13 protein-coding genes are annotated in these 17,028 nt (G+C 42.7%); 6 read left to right on the top strand and 7 right to left on the bottom strand.

Features of this window, described 5'->3' with window-relative positions; translation table 11 throughout:
• Window positions 1-173: 173 nt before the first annotated feature.
• Complete coding sequence (locus tag DXA54_RS11820; RefSeq protein ID WP_004306740.1) at window positions 174-752, top strand: peptidylprolyl isomerase; 579 nt, start codon at window positions 174-176, stop codon at window positions 750-752.
• A 127-nt stretch (window positions 753-879) separates the two neighbouring features.
• Here the strand turns inward: DXA54_RS11820 and DXA54_RS11815 are convergent, their stop codons facing one another.
• A complete protein-coding gene (locus DXA54_RS11815) occupies window positions 880-2,166 on the bottom strand; it encodes a serine dehydratase subunit alpha family protein (protein WP_008650272.1) in 1,287 nt (428 codons plus the stop codon).
• A gap of 133 nt (window positions 2,167-2,299) precedes the next feature.
• On the opposite strand from DXA54_RS11815, the gene DXA54_RS11810 reads away from it, so the two are divergent.
• Window positions 2,300-3,385, top strand: coding sequence for a PCMD domain-containing protein (locus DXA54_RS11810; protein WP_008650270.1), 1,086 nt, complete (start codon window positions 2,300-2,302; stop codon window positions 3,383-3,385).
• A 32-nt stretch (window positions 3,386-3,417) separates the two neighbouring features.
• Window positions 3,418-4,203 carry a porin family protein gene (locus DXA54_RS11805; protein WP_004306732.1) on the top strand — a complete coding sequence of 262 codons (786 nt, stop codon included), beginning with the start codon at window positions 3,418-3,420 and terminating at the stop codon, window positions 4,201-4,203.
• On the opposite strand, the gene DXA54_RS11800 is transcribed toward DXA54_RS11805, so the two are convergent.
• Entirely contained in the window at window positions 4,200-4,766 is a 567-nt protein-coding gene (locus DXA54_RS11800; RefSeq protein ID WP_004306730.1) for a calycin-like domain-containing protein, read from the bottom strand. The two genes, DXA54_RS11805 and DXA54_RS11800, sit on opposite strands and share 4 nt — an antisense overlap.
• A 161-nt stretch (window positions 4,767-4,927) precedes the next feature.
• Here DXA54_RS11800 and aroC point away from each other — a divergent pair, with 161 nt between their 5' ends.
• The gene (gene aroC / locus DXA54_RS11795) at window positions 4,928-6,004 is read left to right on the top strand and encodes a chorismate synthase (protein WP_004306728.1); all 1,077 of its coding nucleotides are present in this window, start codon (window positions 4,928-4,930) and stop codon (window positions 6,002-6,004) included.
• Complete coding sequence (locus DXA54_RS11790) at window positions 6,004-7,368, top strand: dipeptidase (protein WP_008650268.1); 1,365 nt, start codon at window positions 6,004-6,006, stop codon at window positions 7,366-7,368. The genes aroC and DXA54_RS11790 overlap by 1 nt, the downstream gene beginning before the upstream one ends.
• 110 nt (window positions 7,369-7,478) lie before the next feature.
• Here DXA54_RS11790 and DXA54_RS11785 read toward each other — a convergent pair whose 3' ends face one another.
• Window positions 7,479-8,537 (bottom strand): linear amide C-N hydrolase, encoded by a 1,059-nt coding sequence (locus DXA54_RS11785; RefSeq protein ID WP_008650267.1) that lies wholly within the window; start codon window positions 8,535-8,537, stop codon window positions 7,479-7,481.
• 250 nt (window positions 8,538-8,787) lie between these two features.
• Here DXA54_RS11785 and DXA54_RS11780 point away from each other — a divergent pair, with 250 nt between their 5' ends.
• Window positions 8,788-9,657, top strand: coding sequence for a formylglycine-generating enzyme family protein (locus DXA54_RS11780; RefSeq protein WP_008650266.1), 870 nt, complete (start codon window positions 8,788-8,790; stop codon window positions 9,655-9,657).
• Between the two features lie 29 nt (window positions 9,658-9,686).
• Here the strand turns inward: DXA54_RS11780 and DXA54_RS11775 are convergent, their stop codons facing one another.
• The 4 genes from DXA54_RS11775 to DXA54_RS11760 all read right to left on the bottom strand — a co-directional run bounded on the left by DXA54_RS11775 (window position 9,687) and on the right by DXA54_RS11760 (window position 16,644).
• Window positions 9,687-10,517 (bottom strand): hypothetical protein, encoded by an 831-nt coding sequence (locus tag DXA54_RS11775; RefSeq protein WP_004321866.1) that lies wholly within the window; start codon window positions 10,515-10,517, stop codon window positions 9,687-9,689.
• A complete protein-coding gene (locus DXA54_RS11770; RefSeq protein WP_243647654.1) occupies window positions 10,514-13,318 on the bottom strand; it encodes a tetratricopeptide repeat protein in 2,805 nt (934 codons plus the stop codon). The genes DXA54_RS11775 and DXA54_RS11770 overlap by 4 nt, the downstream gene beginning before the upstream one ends.
• 152 nt (window positions 13,319-13,470) lie before the next feature.
• Window positions 13,471-14,562 (bottom strand): carboxypeptidase regulatory-like domain-containing protein, encoded by a 1,092-nt coding sequence (locus tag DXA54_RS11765; protein WP_008650264.1) that lies wholly within the window; start codon window positions 14,560-14,562, stop codon window positions 13,471-13,473.
• A gap of 42 nt (window positions 14,563-14,604) precedes the next feature.
• Window positions 14,605-16,644: a hypothetical protein gene (locus DXA54_RS11760; protein WP_120079540.1), complete on the bottom strand. Its 2,040-nt coding sequence runs from the start codon at window positions 16,642-16,644 to the stop codon at window positions 14,605-14,607.
• Between the last annotated feature and the right edge of the window lie 384 nt (window positions 16,645-17,028).

Below are 17,028 nucleotides of genomic sequence, written 5' to 3'. Positions count from 1 at the left end.
CTTAAAGGTTGAATTTACAACTATTATCTAAGTGCACACTCCACCTTCTTTTTCTGACAAAAGCACTTAATAATCTGAAATTTACCCTCCCTATACCGGAGGACAAGCAAATAATTCGTATCTTTGTCGCCCCGGATTACCGGGAATTATTAATCAGAAACAAAAAATATCAGATGGAAACAGTAGAAAACAAGTACATTACCGTTGCATACAAACTATATACAATGGAAGATGGTGAAAAAGAGTTGTTCGAAGAAGCAAAAGCAGAACATCCCTTTCAATTCATTTCAGGATTAGGAACAACACTCGAAGACTTCGAAAATCAAATAACTGCTCTTTCTAAAGGTGATAAATTTGACTTTACCATTCCGGCAGATAAGGCTTACGGACAATATGACGAACAACACGTCATTGACCTCCCCAAAAATATATTTGAAATAGATGGCAAATTTGACAGCGAACGTATTAAAGAAGGTAACATCGTACCTTTGATGACTGGTGACGGTCAACGCGTAAATGCCAGCGTAGTAGAAATCAAACCGGATATTGTAGTAGTTGACCTCAACCATCCGTTGGCTGGTGCCGACCTGATCTTTGAAGGTGAAATACTGGAAAGCCGTCCTGCTACGAACGAAGAAATTCAGGAACTTGTGAAAATGATGAGTGGTGGTGATGGCTGTGGTTGCGGATGCGACAGCTGCGGTGATGGCTGTGGCGACGACTGCGGTTGCGAAGGCGGACACTGTCACTAAATAAAGTATTAAATTATAAAGTATTAAGTATTAATTCCGTGCGGACACAGCCGGGCCTTAATACTTAATACTTTTTTTATGCCGTTATTTGAGCTAATACTTAATACCTGATACTTAATACTTGAAATCAGCATCCTTTATGCGTCATGATGTCAAGCACCATTTTATCCGTTTCGTTCATGGCTTGCGAGCCGATCCTTGTCAGGTTGCGGATACTTTGATCTACATCTTCGTCGATAATTCCCTCTACGGAAGTCACACAACGGTCTTCCATTGCCATCATTGCAGATAATACGGCTGTCGAAACTCCGGTAGTTACTTTCAATGCACAACTCGGTTTTGCACCGTCACAAATCATTCCTGTCAGATTAGCAATCATGTTTTGAACGGCGAAGGCAACCTGATTGTAGTTTCCCCCCATCAACCAGGTGATTCCACAACTGGATCCGGTAGCAGCTACCACGCAGCCACACAAAGCTGACAGACGTCCTAAACTTTGTTTGATATATATAACAGTGAGATGGCTTAACATTAAAGCACGGATAAGTTCTTCTTCGCTCTTTCCGTTCTCTTCGGCAAAGACAACGACAGGGAGTGTAGCGGATATCCCCTGATTACCACTGCCAGAATTACTCATGACAGGAATCATTGCACCCGCCATCCGGGCGTCGCAAGCAGCTGATGTATAAGAAAGAATATGAGAAAATACGCTGTCACCCATCACTTTATGTTCGTAAGTTCCCCGAAGCATTTTGCCTAAAGAATGTCCGTAGTTACCTTTAAAGGCTTGCTCGGCAGCAGCTTTATTCAAACGGGCTGTATCAAGAATGAAACGAATCTCATCCAACGGAGCAGTCAGTGCAAAGTCATAGACTTTACGCAAGTTTAATTCGAGCGAAGCATCTTCCTCTTCCTCGCTGACTGTATGTTGCTTGTCGAACAATGTCTGTTCATCTTTGGCTATATATATAAAGGTAGTATGCCCACCGGCAATGATAGCTTTAGCTGTTTTATCTCCCGCTTTACAAATCACTTCGATATAAAGCTTTTCCGTAATATCTTCTTTCAGAGAAATACAAATCCGTTTTTCTGCAATGAACCGTTTCCCCTGTTCCACTGCTTCCGGCGTACAGTCCCTCAACACCTCCAACTGATAGTCTGATTTGCCAATCAACGCACCTAAAGCCACAGCTATGGGAAGGCCTACCATACCCGTTCCCGGGATTCCGACTCCCATGGCATTCTTTAGTATATTAGCACTTAACAAGACGTCTATCTTTTCCGGTTTCACTCCCAACGTTTCAGCAGCTTTAGCTACACAAAGCGCTACTGCGATAGGTTCCGTACATCCAATAGCCGGAATGACTTCTTTCTTAATCAACTCTATAATTTGCCTTCTTTCTGATTCAGTCATGGACTTATAAGTTTTGGTTCCACAAAAATAGGAAAATCTTTCTTTTCCAACATTCTATAATGAACAAATAAAATCTCATATTGTTATAAAATCTCCCATACACCAAACTTTAACAGAAAGAATTGATAGAAAAATGAAAGCAAAACACGTGATTCTCTATTTGCTACTGGCTATTGTTTCCTCTTCATGTATCCGCGAAGAAGCTCTCAATGCAGAAGCAGACATATTAAGTTGCGCACTACCAGGAGTAGCCATGACAACCAGTCCTATTATTAACAATAATTCCATCACTATCTTCGTCGGTCCGGGAACTGATATTTCAGAACTTACACCTGAATTTACATTGACTCCGGGAGCTACAATTAATCCTCTTAGCGGTACGGAACGAAATTTCAATACTCCACAAGAATATACTGTTACAGCTGCCGATGGTGTTTGGAAGAAAACGTATATCATATCCGTTATCGACACGGAACTTGCCACGAACTATAATTTCGAAGATACGCTTGGCGGAAAGAAGTACTACATATTTGTAGAACGCGAAGGAGGTAAAGTCGTTATGGAATGGGCCAGCGGAAATGCGGGCTATGCCATGACCGGCGTAGCCAAAACTGCTGATGACTATCCCACTTTCCAAATAACGGACGGAAAAGCCGGCAAATGCCTTTCTTTAGTGACACGCAGTACCGGATTCTTTGGACAAATAGCAGGAATGCCTATCGCGGCAGGAAATCTGTTTATCGGTTCCTTTGATGTAAGCAATGCAATGAGTAATCCGCTTAAAGCAACTAAATTCGGTCTTCCTTTCCGGCATGTACCTACTTATCTGGCTGGCTATTATAAGTACAAAGCGGGAGATCAGTTTACAGAAGGAGGCAAACCTGTAAATGGGAAACGGGATATCTGTGACATATATGCCATCATGTACGAAACCAGCGAATCTGTTCCAACCCTTGACGGAACGAACGCATTTACCAGCCCAAACCTGATTTCAACAGCACGGATTAATAATGCCAAAGAAACGAACGAATGGACTTACTTTAAGCTTCCTTTCACCACTCTCCCCGGCAAATTCATAGATAAGGAAAAGCTAATGGATGGAAAATACAATATAGCCATAGTGTTCACCTCAAGTCTGGAAGGAGATCATTTTAACGGAGCAATCGGAAGTACGTTGCTCATTGACGAGGCCGAGTTAATCTATCACTCGGAAGATTAGTGGAACTAAATAACTTTATAACAACAAAAACGATGAAAATCTATCCGTATATATTCAGTTTACTAACCTGTATAGGAATAGCCCTCCCCGGCTATGCACAGGTTGATCGAAATGAAACACTGATCCGTTCCGCCCTTCACGGACTGGAATATGAGATAAAAGCAGGTTTCAGCATTGGCGGCACAGCCCCGCTTCCTCTTCCGGTGGAAATCCGTTCCATTGACGGATATAACCCGACATTAGCTATCAGTATAGGAGGTGAAGTGACCAAATGGATTGCCGTTCAGAACAAGCTCGGAATTATAGTCGGATTGCGACTTGAAAACAAAGCAATGACTACCGAAGCCACCGTGAAGAATTACAATATGGAGATTCTCGGGCAGGGAGGTGAAAGAATCAGCGGAGTATGGACAGGCGGAGTAAAAACCAAAGTACATACTGCCGGACTGACAATACCTCTAATGGCTACCTACAAACTAACCAACCGGTGGAACATCAAAGCCGGGCCTTATTTCTCCTATCTACTTTCAAGAGAATTTTCAGGTCACGTATACGAAGGATATTTGCGGGAAGATAATCCCACCGGTCCGAAGGTTGAGTTTACCGACGGTAAAATTGCAACATACGATTTCTCGGACGACTTGAGACATTTCCAGTGGGGATTACAGATAGGAGCCGGATGGCGAGCCTTCAAGCACCTCAATGTGTATGCCGATCTTACCTGGGGATTGAATGATATATTTAAAAACGATTTTAATACAGTCACTTTTGCCATGTACCCCATCTACTTGAATATAGGTTTCGGGTATGCTTTTTAAGTCCCACTAGGCTCTGCCACCTGCTTCACTCCGGAGTAGGTTACTTTCACCGTCTGTTGCAATACAGGCACTTTCACATTAATAGTCATGTCTGCATTTCCACCTTCTACAGTTCCCGTAACTGTTACAGGACAATTACCCAAAGAGGCAGCATCTCCTTCAAATGTAAGATCTTGCTGTCCGGTGAATGTAGACATACCTTCCCCCTTTTTCACTTCACATTTATCAATGACAATATCTCCAAATTTTAATATCTGCTGGTTGATGAACAATTCAAAATCCTTCAGTTCAATCTTCACTTCCGTATTGCTGACCTGCGAAAGCGTGATAAACTTCTCTATTCCGTCGCCGATGACAATTTCCTGATCGGAGCCATCCGGTATCATGGATATATCCAGATTTCCCCAATACGTTCCGATTACATCCGGAGCCGTTATCACAGCTTCCTCTTCGGGAGGATTCTCATTATTCTTGTTATCACTATCGTCGTCATCACTGCTACAAGCAGCAAAGAGAGTAAGAGAACATACCAATGCCCATAAATACAATAGATTCTTTTTCATACGTCTTTGGTTTAGTTATTACAATAAATTCGTCCTTTATAAACTAAAAAGAAGAAAAAAGGTTCAATATGCTTCCTTTTTCGAAGTTATTTCGAGTTCGCAACTTTCTTACCGAAAACTTTGTTATATTTGCATATAGTAATTTTAAAAAAGCCACAACTATGTTTAATTCATTTGGCAATATCTTTCGACTCACAAGTTTCGGTGAGTCTCATGGAAAAGGAATTGGAGGAGTGATTGACGGATTCCCATCAGGAATTACCATCGACGAAGAATTTGTACAACAAGAACTAAATCGCCGTCGTCCGGGACAATCAATCCTTACCACCCCACGCAAAGAAGCTGATAAAGTAGAGTTTCTTTCAGGTATTTTTGAGGGGAAATCAACCGGGTGTCCTATCGGTTTTATCGTTTGGAATGAAAACCAACACCCCAATGACTACAACAATCTGAAAAATGTATATCGTCCTTCACACGCTGATTACACATACACGGTGAAGTATGGAATCCGTGACCATCGCGGCGGCGGACGTTCCTCTGCACGCGAAACGATTTCGCGCGTTGTAGCCGGTGCATTGGCTAAGCTGGCACTCCGCCAACTGGGAGTCAATATCACTGCCTATACCTCACAGGTAGGTCCTATCAAGCTTGAGGGTACTTACTCGGACTATAATTTCGACCTGATAGAAACCAACGATGTACGTTGTCCGGACCCTGAAAAAGCAAAAGAAATGGCAGACCTTATATATAAGGTAAAAGGTGAAGGCGATACCATCGGAGGTACACTGACCTGTGTCATTAAGGGATGCCCCATCGGATTGGGACAACCTGTTTTCGGTAAACTTCATGCTGCCCTGGGTAACGCCATGTTAAGCATCAACGCTGCCAAAGCATTCGAATACGGTGAAGGATTCAAGGGTTTGAAAATGAAAGGTTCCGAACAGAACGATGTTTTCTATAACAATAACGGACGGATCGAGACGCATACCAATCACTCCGGAGGTATTCAGGGGGGATTGAGTAATGGTCAGGATATTTATTTCCGTGTAGTGTTCAAACCGATTGCCACGCTGCTGATGGAACAGGAAACTGTCAACATTGATGGCGTCGACACCACTCTGAAAGCACGCGGACGTCATGACGCTTGTGTATTACCTCGTGCCGTACCTATCGTAGAAGCAATGGCCGCCATGACTATACTCGATTATTACTTACTGGATAAAACGACGCAACTCTAATGAACGAGATTCAGAAATACATAGCGGCACACGAACCAAAGATGATGGATGACTTGTTCAGCCTTATTCGCATTCCCAGTATCAGTGCTCTGCCGGAGCACCACGACGATATGCTGGCTTGTGCGGAACGCTGGGCACAACTGTTATTGGAAGCAGGTGTGGACGAAGCATTGGTAATGCCCTCACAGGGCAATCCGGTTGTTTTCGCTCAAAAGATCGTGAACCCGGATGCAAAGACTGTATTAATCTACGCTCATTACGATGTGATGCCGGCCGAACCATTGGAACTCTGGAAAAGCGAACCGTTTGAACCGGAAATACGTGACGGACATATCTGGGCACGTGGAGCGGATGATGACAAAGGACAATCGTTCATTCAGGTGAAAGCATTTGAATATCTCGTCAAAAACGGATTACTGAAGAATAATGTGAAGTTCATCTTCGAGGGTGAAGAAGAAATAGGTTCACCCAGTCTGGAAGCTTTCTGCGAAGAACATAAAGAATTGCTGAAAGCAGACGTTATTCTGGTGTCGGATACGAGTATGCTAGGAGCTGAACTGCCCTCATTGACTACTGGTCTGCGCGGGCTGGCTTATTGGGAAATAGAAGTGACGGGACCGAATCGTGACTTGCATTCCGGACATTTCGGGGGTGCGGTAGCCAATCCGATCAACGCGCTTTGCCAGATTATTAGCAAAGTAACGGATGCCGACGGACGTATCACTGTTCCCGGATTCTACGATGATGTGGAAGAAGTGCCGCAAACCGAACGGGAAATGATAGCCTATATTCCTTTTGACGAAAAGAAATACAAAGAAGCAATCGGTGTAAAAGAGCTTTTCGGAGAAAAAGGATATAGCACATTGGAACGTAACAGTTGCCGTCCGTCTTTTGACGTATGTGGTATTTGGGGCGGATATACAGGAGAAGGTTCTAAAACCGTACTGCCTTCAAAGGCTTATGCTAAAGTATCTTGCCGGTTAGTACCGCATCAGGATCACCATAAGATTTCGCAAATGTTCGCAGATTATATTCTTAGTATCACTCCTGATACAGTACAAGTGAAAGTGACTCCCATGCACGGGGGACAAGGATATGTGTGCCCGATTTCACTTCCTGCCTATCAGGCAGCAGAGAAAGGTTTCGAGATCGCTTTCGGGAAAAAGCCGTTGGCGGTACGCCGTGGCGGAAGTATTCCCATCATCTCTACTTTCGAACAGGTATTGGGAATCAAAACCGTATTGATGGGATTTGGACTCGAATCGAATGCGATCCATTCTCCGAACGAGAACTGCTCATTGGATATCTTCCGGAAAGGGATAGAGGCAGTCATAGAGTTTCATCAGGAATATGCCAGACGATAAAGCGGATAAATAACAATCAAGTTATAAACGATACATATAAAAAAGTGGTGGACAAGCTTGATTACAAGCATTTGTCCACCACTCTTTTATATATCTATCACACTGACAAATTACATGACCGGAGTCTCGAAAAGGAAGGTAAATGATTGGCTGTCTTTTAAATCCTTCACTGCATCACCTGCATAAATTTCGCCCTTTGTCAGAGACAGTTTCTTAATGCCGGCTTTCGGACTAAAATCAATTTTCTTCAAATCCAGCCAAAACAAATTCGGAGTCAGGGTAGATTCGAAATAATATACCTTATTCTTCTGATCGGATACGGAACGCCAACGGGTAGAAGATATATAAGGCTTCTCCGGTGTATTAATACCAAATGGCACGGAAACATTACGCATCACACTCAACACGCTGGGAACTGCAATCTTTGCATCCGCAATTTGGGGAATGGCATGAATGTAGAATGAAGCCCGTACAAAACGGTCGCTTGCCCGATTGGTTCCGGGTAACATCTGTAAGCCACCGATTTCTTTCCAGTAATCATTAATGGCCAACTGCTGTTCATATCGAGGAGAATTTGTCATCACCCGGTATTCTTTTCCTTCGTGAATACTTAATTTCCCATCCAGATATTCCAATACAGCCGTATTGCCTGTTTCATCGGTTATGGCCAGATGTAAGGTAGACTCCGGTCCTCCATTCGGCATACGGGGAGCATCAATGCGGAAAGTCTCCTTTTTCAATTCATCCACCGCTTCGCGTACCGTGGCAAAGTTATCAAGCACATACTGTGTCCAAATGCTGATGCCCATTGCCGGACGGGTATCGCCGGGAAGAGAGTAAATGGATTCCGGCAAGAAAAGCAGGCTAGCCACTAATCCTTTCTCGTTCATTCCGTCACAAGTACCTATATCATATCCTGTAGCAATCACACTTCCATATTTGGAAGTCCAGTTCACAGTTTTCTCTTTGTTATGTCCCATACGTTGGATGCCACGCGGAAATACATAGATATTCGTCATGATATCTTCCTTCCAGTCCATTGTACGTCCTGTTACCACCATCTGGTCAGGGCCTATATACACTGCACGCGTACATGCTTCTACAGGCTGTATACTCATCAAAGAGACGACAGCCAACACCAATGCAACTCCTGCTAATTTTTTCTTCATGTTCATTCTATTTAAATAATTGATCTTCTTATTTATAAATAACAAACGCGCCACGATTATTGCCTAAAAGAAAGAGGATTTTAATGAAAAAAAGGCATTTATTCAATGCAGGAAGAAATTTTGGGTTTTCAACGTATGAGGGTTACCATCACAGAGATCACTTCTTAGCGAAAAATATTAAATAAATTTAAGTGTTACTATTGCAGTCATTACTACTTTAGTTCGTCCAATAAATAAACATACAATTATCATGATAAAAGAGTACACCAAACAAACTATAATCATTTGCTTTCTATTACAAGGAATCGCATTATCAAGCAGAGCGCAAGAACAACAAGTGTGGCAACGATACTACGATAAATGTCGAAGAGAAGCAAGTATTATTGACACTCTCCCCTCCAAATTGGAAAAAGCCTTGCACTGGTCGCCAACAATAAATAAAGAACAAAAAGAGGTTATACGCTATATACTATGGAATATGGTTTATGTGGAAGGTGGTACAGCCAATCTCGGAGACAACAACAACTATCCCGTGGATGTAGCCTCTTTTTTCATCAACCGATATGAAGTTAGTCAGGATGAATGGTATGTCATTATGGGAGAAAATCCTTCTAACCAACACAGACGTAACTATCCGGTAGACCAAGTCAATTGGTTCAACGCTCAACGATTTACCCAAAAACTTTCTCAATTAAGCGGTCTACCCTTCCGTCTCCCCTTCGAAGCAGAATGGGAATATGCAGCACGTGGGGGACTAAAAACCAAGAATTTCATCTATGCCGGCAGCAATAATGCAGAACAGGTTGCCGCCTGGTTTAGAGAAAAATATTACAATACTTACGTATCCAAAGAAACAGGAACGAAGAAGCCCAACGAACTGGGACTTTATGACATGAGTGGAAACGTATATGAATGGTGTATGGACTGGTATGACAGAAAGGTTCCTTTTACCGGAAACATCGCTCCGGTTATAAGCGAAAAAGATACGCATAAAGTGTTGCGTGGAGGTAGTTATTATACCTTCGAGAAATATTGTAAAGTCACCAGCCGCTACGGAGTTAACCCGCAACGATGGGATATTGATTATGGATTACGGCTGGTAGTGTCACTGCCAGATTAAAAGTACACAATCTTTGTATAGTGCTTACTTCATTTTCTATTCATTAGTTTGTACTTTTCCTCTAGTTGTTGTAACGCCTGCTTAAGCTGAATCGCTTTTTCTTGAGATACACTGCCTCCCTCTTTTTCATACCACTCCAACTGCTGTTTAATGAGCCTACGGGTAGTTTGCAATGACTGTTGCAATGAATCACGTTGCGCCATTTTGTTACTAAATTGTTCCACAATACCCGATGCTTCATAGATGTGTATAGCACCATCAATGTCTCCCTTCTCTACCAATGCCATAGCTTGTCGCTCCATGGCCGACAGCTCGTCCTTGTTGATACGTGCAAACTTATCGGCATAGTAATCCAGCAACTTCATACGCTTATCATACTCCTGACTGAGTTGTGACATCTCTTGTTCAAAAGTAGCAATATCTGCCTGCTGCAACTCACGTGTCACACGGAGTTCCTGCAATTTGCGTTCATACTCCCGCTGATAGTAACTCTTGCCTATGTTGTAGAATTTGCGCCTGCTCTGCTCAATATACCCTTTCGGACAGAGTACTACTTTATAGAGTATATCTCCACTTGCCACCCATTGCTCTACCTCTTTGAGATTAACGATCTCCATACCCTGTTTGCTGATACGGATATCAAAAAGAAGGTCGCCCGATTCCATGTGAGGTAGTTTCAGTATAAAAGTACCCGCGCCATCAGTGAGAGTAGGCACACCACCTTGTACAACAACCTCTACTCCTGCTACAGGAGTAAAATCAGAGTTCATTTTCACAGCCACTCCTTTGAGTGTAACTTGAGCCTGAATACCAAGAACACATAGCCCACAAAAAACTGATGACAACAAATATTTTCTCATGACAACAACTGAATGAGTAGATTTAGTGTAGGTTGATAGTCTTGACCTATGCGATCCTTCATCTGTTTACTGTAAAGCAATAAAACCGGAGCATAAAACTCTTCACTTTTATACAACTTACGAGTTTTGAGATGAGCCACCAGTTCTTTACCCGCTTGGACATCGGTATGTAAAACATGAAGTGCTAGTATGAAGGCCTGCTGAATGATCCCCTGACGGGCTGTTCCCATCTGTCGCATGGTTTGCTCTGCTTTATAAAAATCATTATCTAGCAGTAATGTCGACACCCAGTCATACATATAGGTATAACATTGCACTTTTGAGTTTGCATGATATTCATAAAATAAAGAGATAGTACTTTCATATATATCGAGAGCCTTCTGATAGTGGTGAGTGAAGTAAGCCAAATCTCCGCATTTGTTCAGGAACTGTATTTGCATATAAACGCCTCGAATAGGAGATTCCTCGGTCAAATTATTCATAACATCAGCTAATTTGGCAGTAATCTCTGAAGCCTGTTTGTATTGTTTATTCTGCATAGCATAGTAGAGGCATACAAAATAGTAGTCTGCCATCAGTTCGTGGTACATGAAGAGACTGGAGCGGCGCGCATCCTCTGCCTCGGTCATGAAACGATCAAAATAGGGCTTTGCCTCCTGTTTAGTGTGTATACATAGCACAGCCTGGGCCAATAGCGCACGGGCACGTCCGACAGCAGCATCTTGAGGTGGCATCTGATTCATGAGTTGAGAGATACGATTAGCTTCGTTCCACTGCCCCAGCATCATATAGGCCATCATTTGAATATACTTTAGCTGTGCAAAACTGTCGTTATCTCCCTCCCTTTTCTTCAATTCAGTTTCTATGGCAGGAGCATCTGCTACGACTTCCTGTGCCCGATGACCTGTGAGATTAAGCGACAGACGATTGAGTTTATTATAAGCCAACATACGGACATGTCCGTGCTGGGTAGCACACTTATCACTAAGATCATAAAAATAAAGAGCTGTATCTACATGCCCAGTATTGAAAAAAAGTGCTCCTAAAAAGGCATAACAAGCATTGACCTGCGAATAAACAGCCTTGTTGTCCTGACATGCTTTCAGGGTCTCAATAATCTCTTCACTATATTTCAAGATTTCATAACGCCCCAAATTGTAGGCGGCGTTGAGCGCTGTGAACCATATATTTATAGCATATTCTGACGCCTCGGTCTTCAGGAAAGGATGAATCTTTTCGATAGCATCGTATGCCTCATTATGCTGTTGGGTGTAATAGTAGCATTGATAGAGATTGTAATAGAGGTTATAATAAAGTTCGCGTTGTGTACTCTGCTCCTCGTCGGGGAGAGTGTTGAAAATAGCCAAGCCTTCTTCATCAGCATCCACCGCTTCGACATAGCGATCCAGCTCATAATAGGCAGCAGCTAACAACTGATAGATAGTAATACGCTCTATTTTATATTGAGAAGGATTGTTACGATACAATTTCTCTATGATCTCATCAGCTTTCAGATAGGCAGCTAACATCTCGTCATATTTCTTTTTATAATTGGCATTGTTTCCTTTCGCCACCCAATACTCTACCTGCGTATCAGCTTTAGCATCAGTCATATTAAGTTTAGCAATGTCCGCCTGGGCTTGTTCCAGCCCTTTCTTGTCGCCCATCACCCCATAGATAGTAGTCATGTTTTGATAACAGACCATAAGCTTAGATTCGTAGTCTGGTGCCTGTGTGGGACCTAAAGCTAATAGTATCTTCACAGCCTCTTTGAGCGAATTGAGCGCTATTCGGCAACCTTTCAATTTTGTTTCGGGAGTACCCTTACGTACCATTTTAAAGAGTACAGTCGATAAGTTGATATCAAGGTTTACAGTAAGTTCGGCTGTAGCCAGTATGTTCCGCGGTAACTTTTCGAGCAATTGTTGTGCTTTGTCAAAGTAGCCGATACTCTCATCCAAACGGTTCATATCATCATAGATAAGGCCTAGTTTCGTATACCAATCAGCCAAATCATAAGGTGTTTTGCTGTGCTCTATGGCTTTCTTGTAGTAAGTCTCTGCATCTGTAAAATTCCGTTGATGATAAGCAAAGTTTGCGTAATCGGCATTACGGTCCATGTGTGTGGGACTACTGTCAGCTATCTTCTTGAATAAATCTCCTGCCTTCCGGTAACTCTCCTCACCACCTTGTAACACCAATGTTTGTGCATAGCGTTCAACAGTGGGTATCATACTTTCGATATCTTCATCCCACTGTTTCTTTAAGCCAAGGTCATGAGCCAATCTTTTTTCCAATTGTAATCCTTCGTATAGTCCGATAGCCTCATCCAGCTTTCCCTGCGTCACTAGTTGTTGTGCCTGTTTTTCTATAGGTTCCAAATAGTCTGTATTGATAGCTACCAGCAAAGGTACATAACAGTCTAACATCTCTTGTGCAGTGTTCAGAGCCGCTTGTATCTCTTTCCGGCGTTGCATATAGCGGTCGCTATTCACTTTACCTTCCTCTTTGAGTTGTTTGAGTTGAGCCATGGCACTGGTATACTTAGCCTTCGCATTGGTTTTACCTATCTGGTAGAATTGCTCAACTCTAGCCGTATACTCCTCTTTAGCACACATATCTACCCGATAGTTTTTGGTAGGTGCATATACCCATTGGTTCACCATATATTGATTAACCACCACCCAGTCACGATAGGCTATCTGTTGTATAAGTAGCCGCTGTCCCTCTATATGATTGGGTAGTTGTACCTCAAAACAGCCCCGCGCATCACTGGTAGTGGGTGTAGCCCCCTCTATCACTATATTTACTTACGGCAAGGCTTTTTTACCAGAATTTTGTATCATTACAGTGCCGCGTTGGCTCTGTGCACGTATAACCCAAAAAGTAGCTGCACATAGCGCAACTGTAAGTAGGAGTTTTTTCATGAGTACACTGTTGTTTGAAGGTTATACTATTTTTTGCGCAAGGCTATGCGCATCTGCTCGGTAGGCGACGGAGCTACCCCATTATAATCCCAGATTTCGAAACCTGCTTTCATCACTGTGAGACGATAGCTAGTGGCTTGCTGCGATAATGGTACCTCTATCAAGAAGGAGCCATCGGCCCCAGTTTGTGCAGAATAGCCCAGCACTTGTACACGAGCATCAGCCACGGGTTGTCGTTCTTCGTCGGTCACAACACCTTGTAGCACACCAGCATCATTATTACGACAGATGCTTAGAAAACAAGTATTGGTGTAACTTAGTGTAGTATCTACAGGCATATACCCCTTAGCTTTGAAACTTAGCGTGAAGTCGTCGAGCCAAGCATACTTGCGGTTGATGCCTTCAAATTCCACCACCTCTTGCAACGTAGCCAGTTCACGGGTTTCCACTACATCGGCATACTTCAGTGTGAGCGTAGCTCCCCGAAAGGGCAGTGTGGTAGATATATTCTCCTTCAGTTCGACCCTAAACGTCACAGGTTGCCATAACTGATAGGCCAGCAAGAAGAAAGCCACTATCACCACAGGCAGCAAACAAAGCAGTACAAAACGTCTAGTACGCGGTAAGTCTACAGGATTGGGACGTATGAAACCTTCATTTTCCAGTTGCGTTAACTGATAGTCAAAGTGATGAAACAGCTCATTGTAGTCGGCATAAGTATCACAGAAGTGTCCATATTCTTGCTCACTGTATTGTTTTAGTTTCTCCAGTAGTGCCGCGCCATGCTCGTCGCGTTTAGCATAAATGTAAATTTTTGGACGTTTACCACCACTCGCTTTCACTTGTTCAAAAGCGACTTGCAGTTCGCGTAGCGTATATTGCCCCAAACGAGTATGGAAAAGAAAAATCACAATATCACATTGGCGAATGTAATCATCGTATCTATTCTGCAGATGCTCCTCAGAAAGGTAGCTGGGAAAATCACGCCAGGTACGCTGTTCGAAGCAGATGGCACGTTTCCTATATCCCTTATTCTTCTGCGAAAAGTAGAGGTCCATCTGCAATTTATCTTCATCAAGTTCTGCCGACGAAGCAATAAAGACTTTCACGTTTTTCATGTATCTAAATGTTGTGCCGTTATATACGAATGTTATATGGATCTATTGATCGGCCAATCTATAAAGTTCATATCCTCCCAATGCCAATATGTAGGGCAAATTATAAATAACATCAGCATCCTTCTCTACCTCCTCGGGATGCCTTTGTAGTAGTTCGCTGAAAGGCATAATAAGAGGATGTAGCAAAAACACCTTATCCTTCACCTTAGCACGTTTCCAGCCGGCCACCGTACGCTCGGCATTCCATCGGTACTTCTCCATGCGCACTAACAGATACAAAACTTGGGCTGGCAGTTCTTCATTGAACATAGATTTGGATATGTGTGTCGGTGAGCAGTTACTCCGTCTGATGCCATAGCCCAGTGTGCGACAAAATACACTATAGGCATCTAGTTGATAGCGGTTAGCCCAGCGCAGCGGCTCGCTTAATTTATTCCATAGATATTGCGCCTGGTGGTTCATCAAAATAAAGTCGGCAGAGTGGTTGCCATAGGATTCATACATTTTCTTCAATACCTCTTTTTGTTTGAGGCTTTCATCAGCATAACAACAATCGTATAAGTAGTTCACATACAAAGCCAGTTTGTCTTGTAAGATGTTTTTCTTTATTCCCCTGTCTACCATGCCAAACACTTTGACATAGCGATAACGTCCCTTCTCATCGTCCACCATTGACGACAAATCATTATTAAATTCCTGACGGATAAGCACACGACACTGATATTGATAAACTTCATGCGGCAAGTTTAGTCCTAATGAAAGGCTCAAATCGGGATCATGCACACAAATAGCCACTGTAAGCATACAATGCTTATTTTGTGCCCACTGCTGCAGGCGGGTACGCATAGCGGTACTACAAATGTCGTCATGGCAATATTCCACCTCAATATCATCTATTTGATTCTCTATATAGGGAAATTGAGCTTTGAAGTAGTCTTCCTGTGCCTCCATCTCGCGATCTACTAAAGTGATGCGGGTACGTATACGTTCATCTGCAGGCAGGCGGTCATCATAATTGGCATAATGGCAGATACGTAGTGCTTCGAGTAGCAACGAGCGTCCCACTCGGTTGAATCCCACAATAACCAAATGCACATAGTCTTGACTGGTAGCGCTCCAACTTCCATCAGGTTGTTGCGTTATGCTTATGGGACGATAATCCAGCGAATCATAACGCCTTTCACAATCGGCTGCATAAAGGCTCCATAGCTGCCGGGCCAAGTTTTCGTGGAGATTAAAGGGGCGAAAGAAAATATTAGGCTTGCCTTCTATACAAAAGACTTCGGGCGGCAGATTCATTTTCTGTATGTTGGAATATGAAGGGATGCTGTCGAACTGTACATACACAGGCATCATCTTGCCATCAGAACATTTACCACGCAGAGCACTCACCAAATGCACAATAGCGATATTTTTAGCATCGCGCCCGTAACGTTCTTCATCACCCAACACATACACTTCAATAGCACTCTCTATGTTCAACCGCTGGAGTTCCTCAATCGACTCAATGTTGCCAAAGTAAACAAGCACTTGTCTCTCTATCTCGATGGGTAGGGCCGACTGTATACGATGGCGCACTGTCGCCGCCTCTATACCGCTCATCAGCAAGATGCGTGCTGAAGGACATTCGTCATACAGTTCGCGTATCATATTGATAGACAATTCATTGAATCCTATTAGCACATAATGATTTTTTATATTACGGTAGGTCATTCGCCCTGTGTATACCACCCCCACACGCCGCTCTATAATATTAGAGATGGTAGAGATGAGCACACCGCCCAGTAAAACGGATCCCGAAATGCTGATAAGTCCCACTAATATCCTGTTAGGCCAGGCAGTCTCTTCTATTTGGTTACCGGGATCGACAAAGTTATTGTACACCACCCAAAGTCTTTCTCCCCATTCCTCGTGTCCATGCAGTTGGATGGAAAAGAGCATCGCGATAATAAAAAAGATAGTCAGCACCGTAGCAATGGTAACGAGTAGCAAGGTGAGCTGTGACTTGATACCTCCCGAAATGGTGCGATCCATGTACTCTTGTGAGAATATCTTCTTGTAGTAGTTAATAAAGCGGTTCATCTGAATAATTTATTGATAGTCGTATTTTATAAGTAGAACATTTAGAGTTGTGTACAAATATAGTGTTTTTTAATAAACTATGTAGTTTTTCACATAACTATTTTCTACAATGCACTTTACCTTGTTATTGTGAGGCATATAATATGAAATTAGGTAAGATACACTATTTCTATGCAGGTAATGTCTCTATTATTTAAAGTTTTTCAGTGCATAGATTTAAGATTTTCAGTGCAGGAATTTATTATCTTTTATGCACTCGGGTAGTTGTCCCATTACAATGGGACAATAGTCACCTTATAGAATGACTAATGTCACTTTATAAGGTGACAGGGCAGAAGCATTATATTTTTTACTATATTCTCGTTTGTAATTTCCTTACTATAT

The sequence above is a fragment of the Bacteroides sp. OF03-11BH genome, from assembly GCF_003604005.1.
In the GTDB taxonomy this organism is placed as follows: Bacteria; Bacteroidota; Bacteroidia; order Bacteroidales; family Bacteroidaceae; genus Bacteroides; species Bacteroides ovatus.
This window is presented reverse-complemented; position numbering and strand designations above follow the sequence as displayed.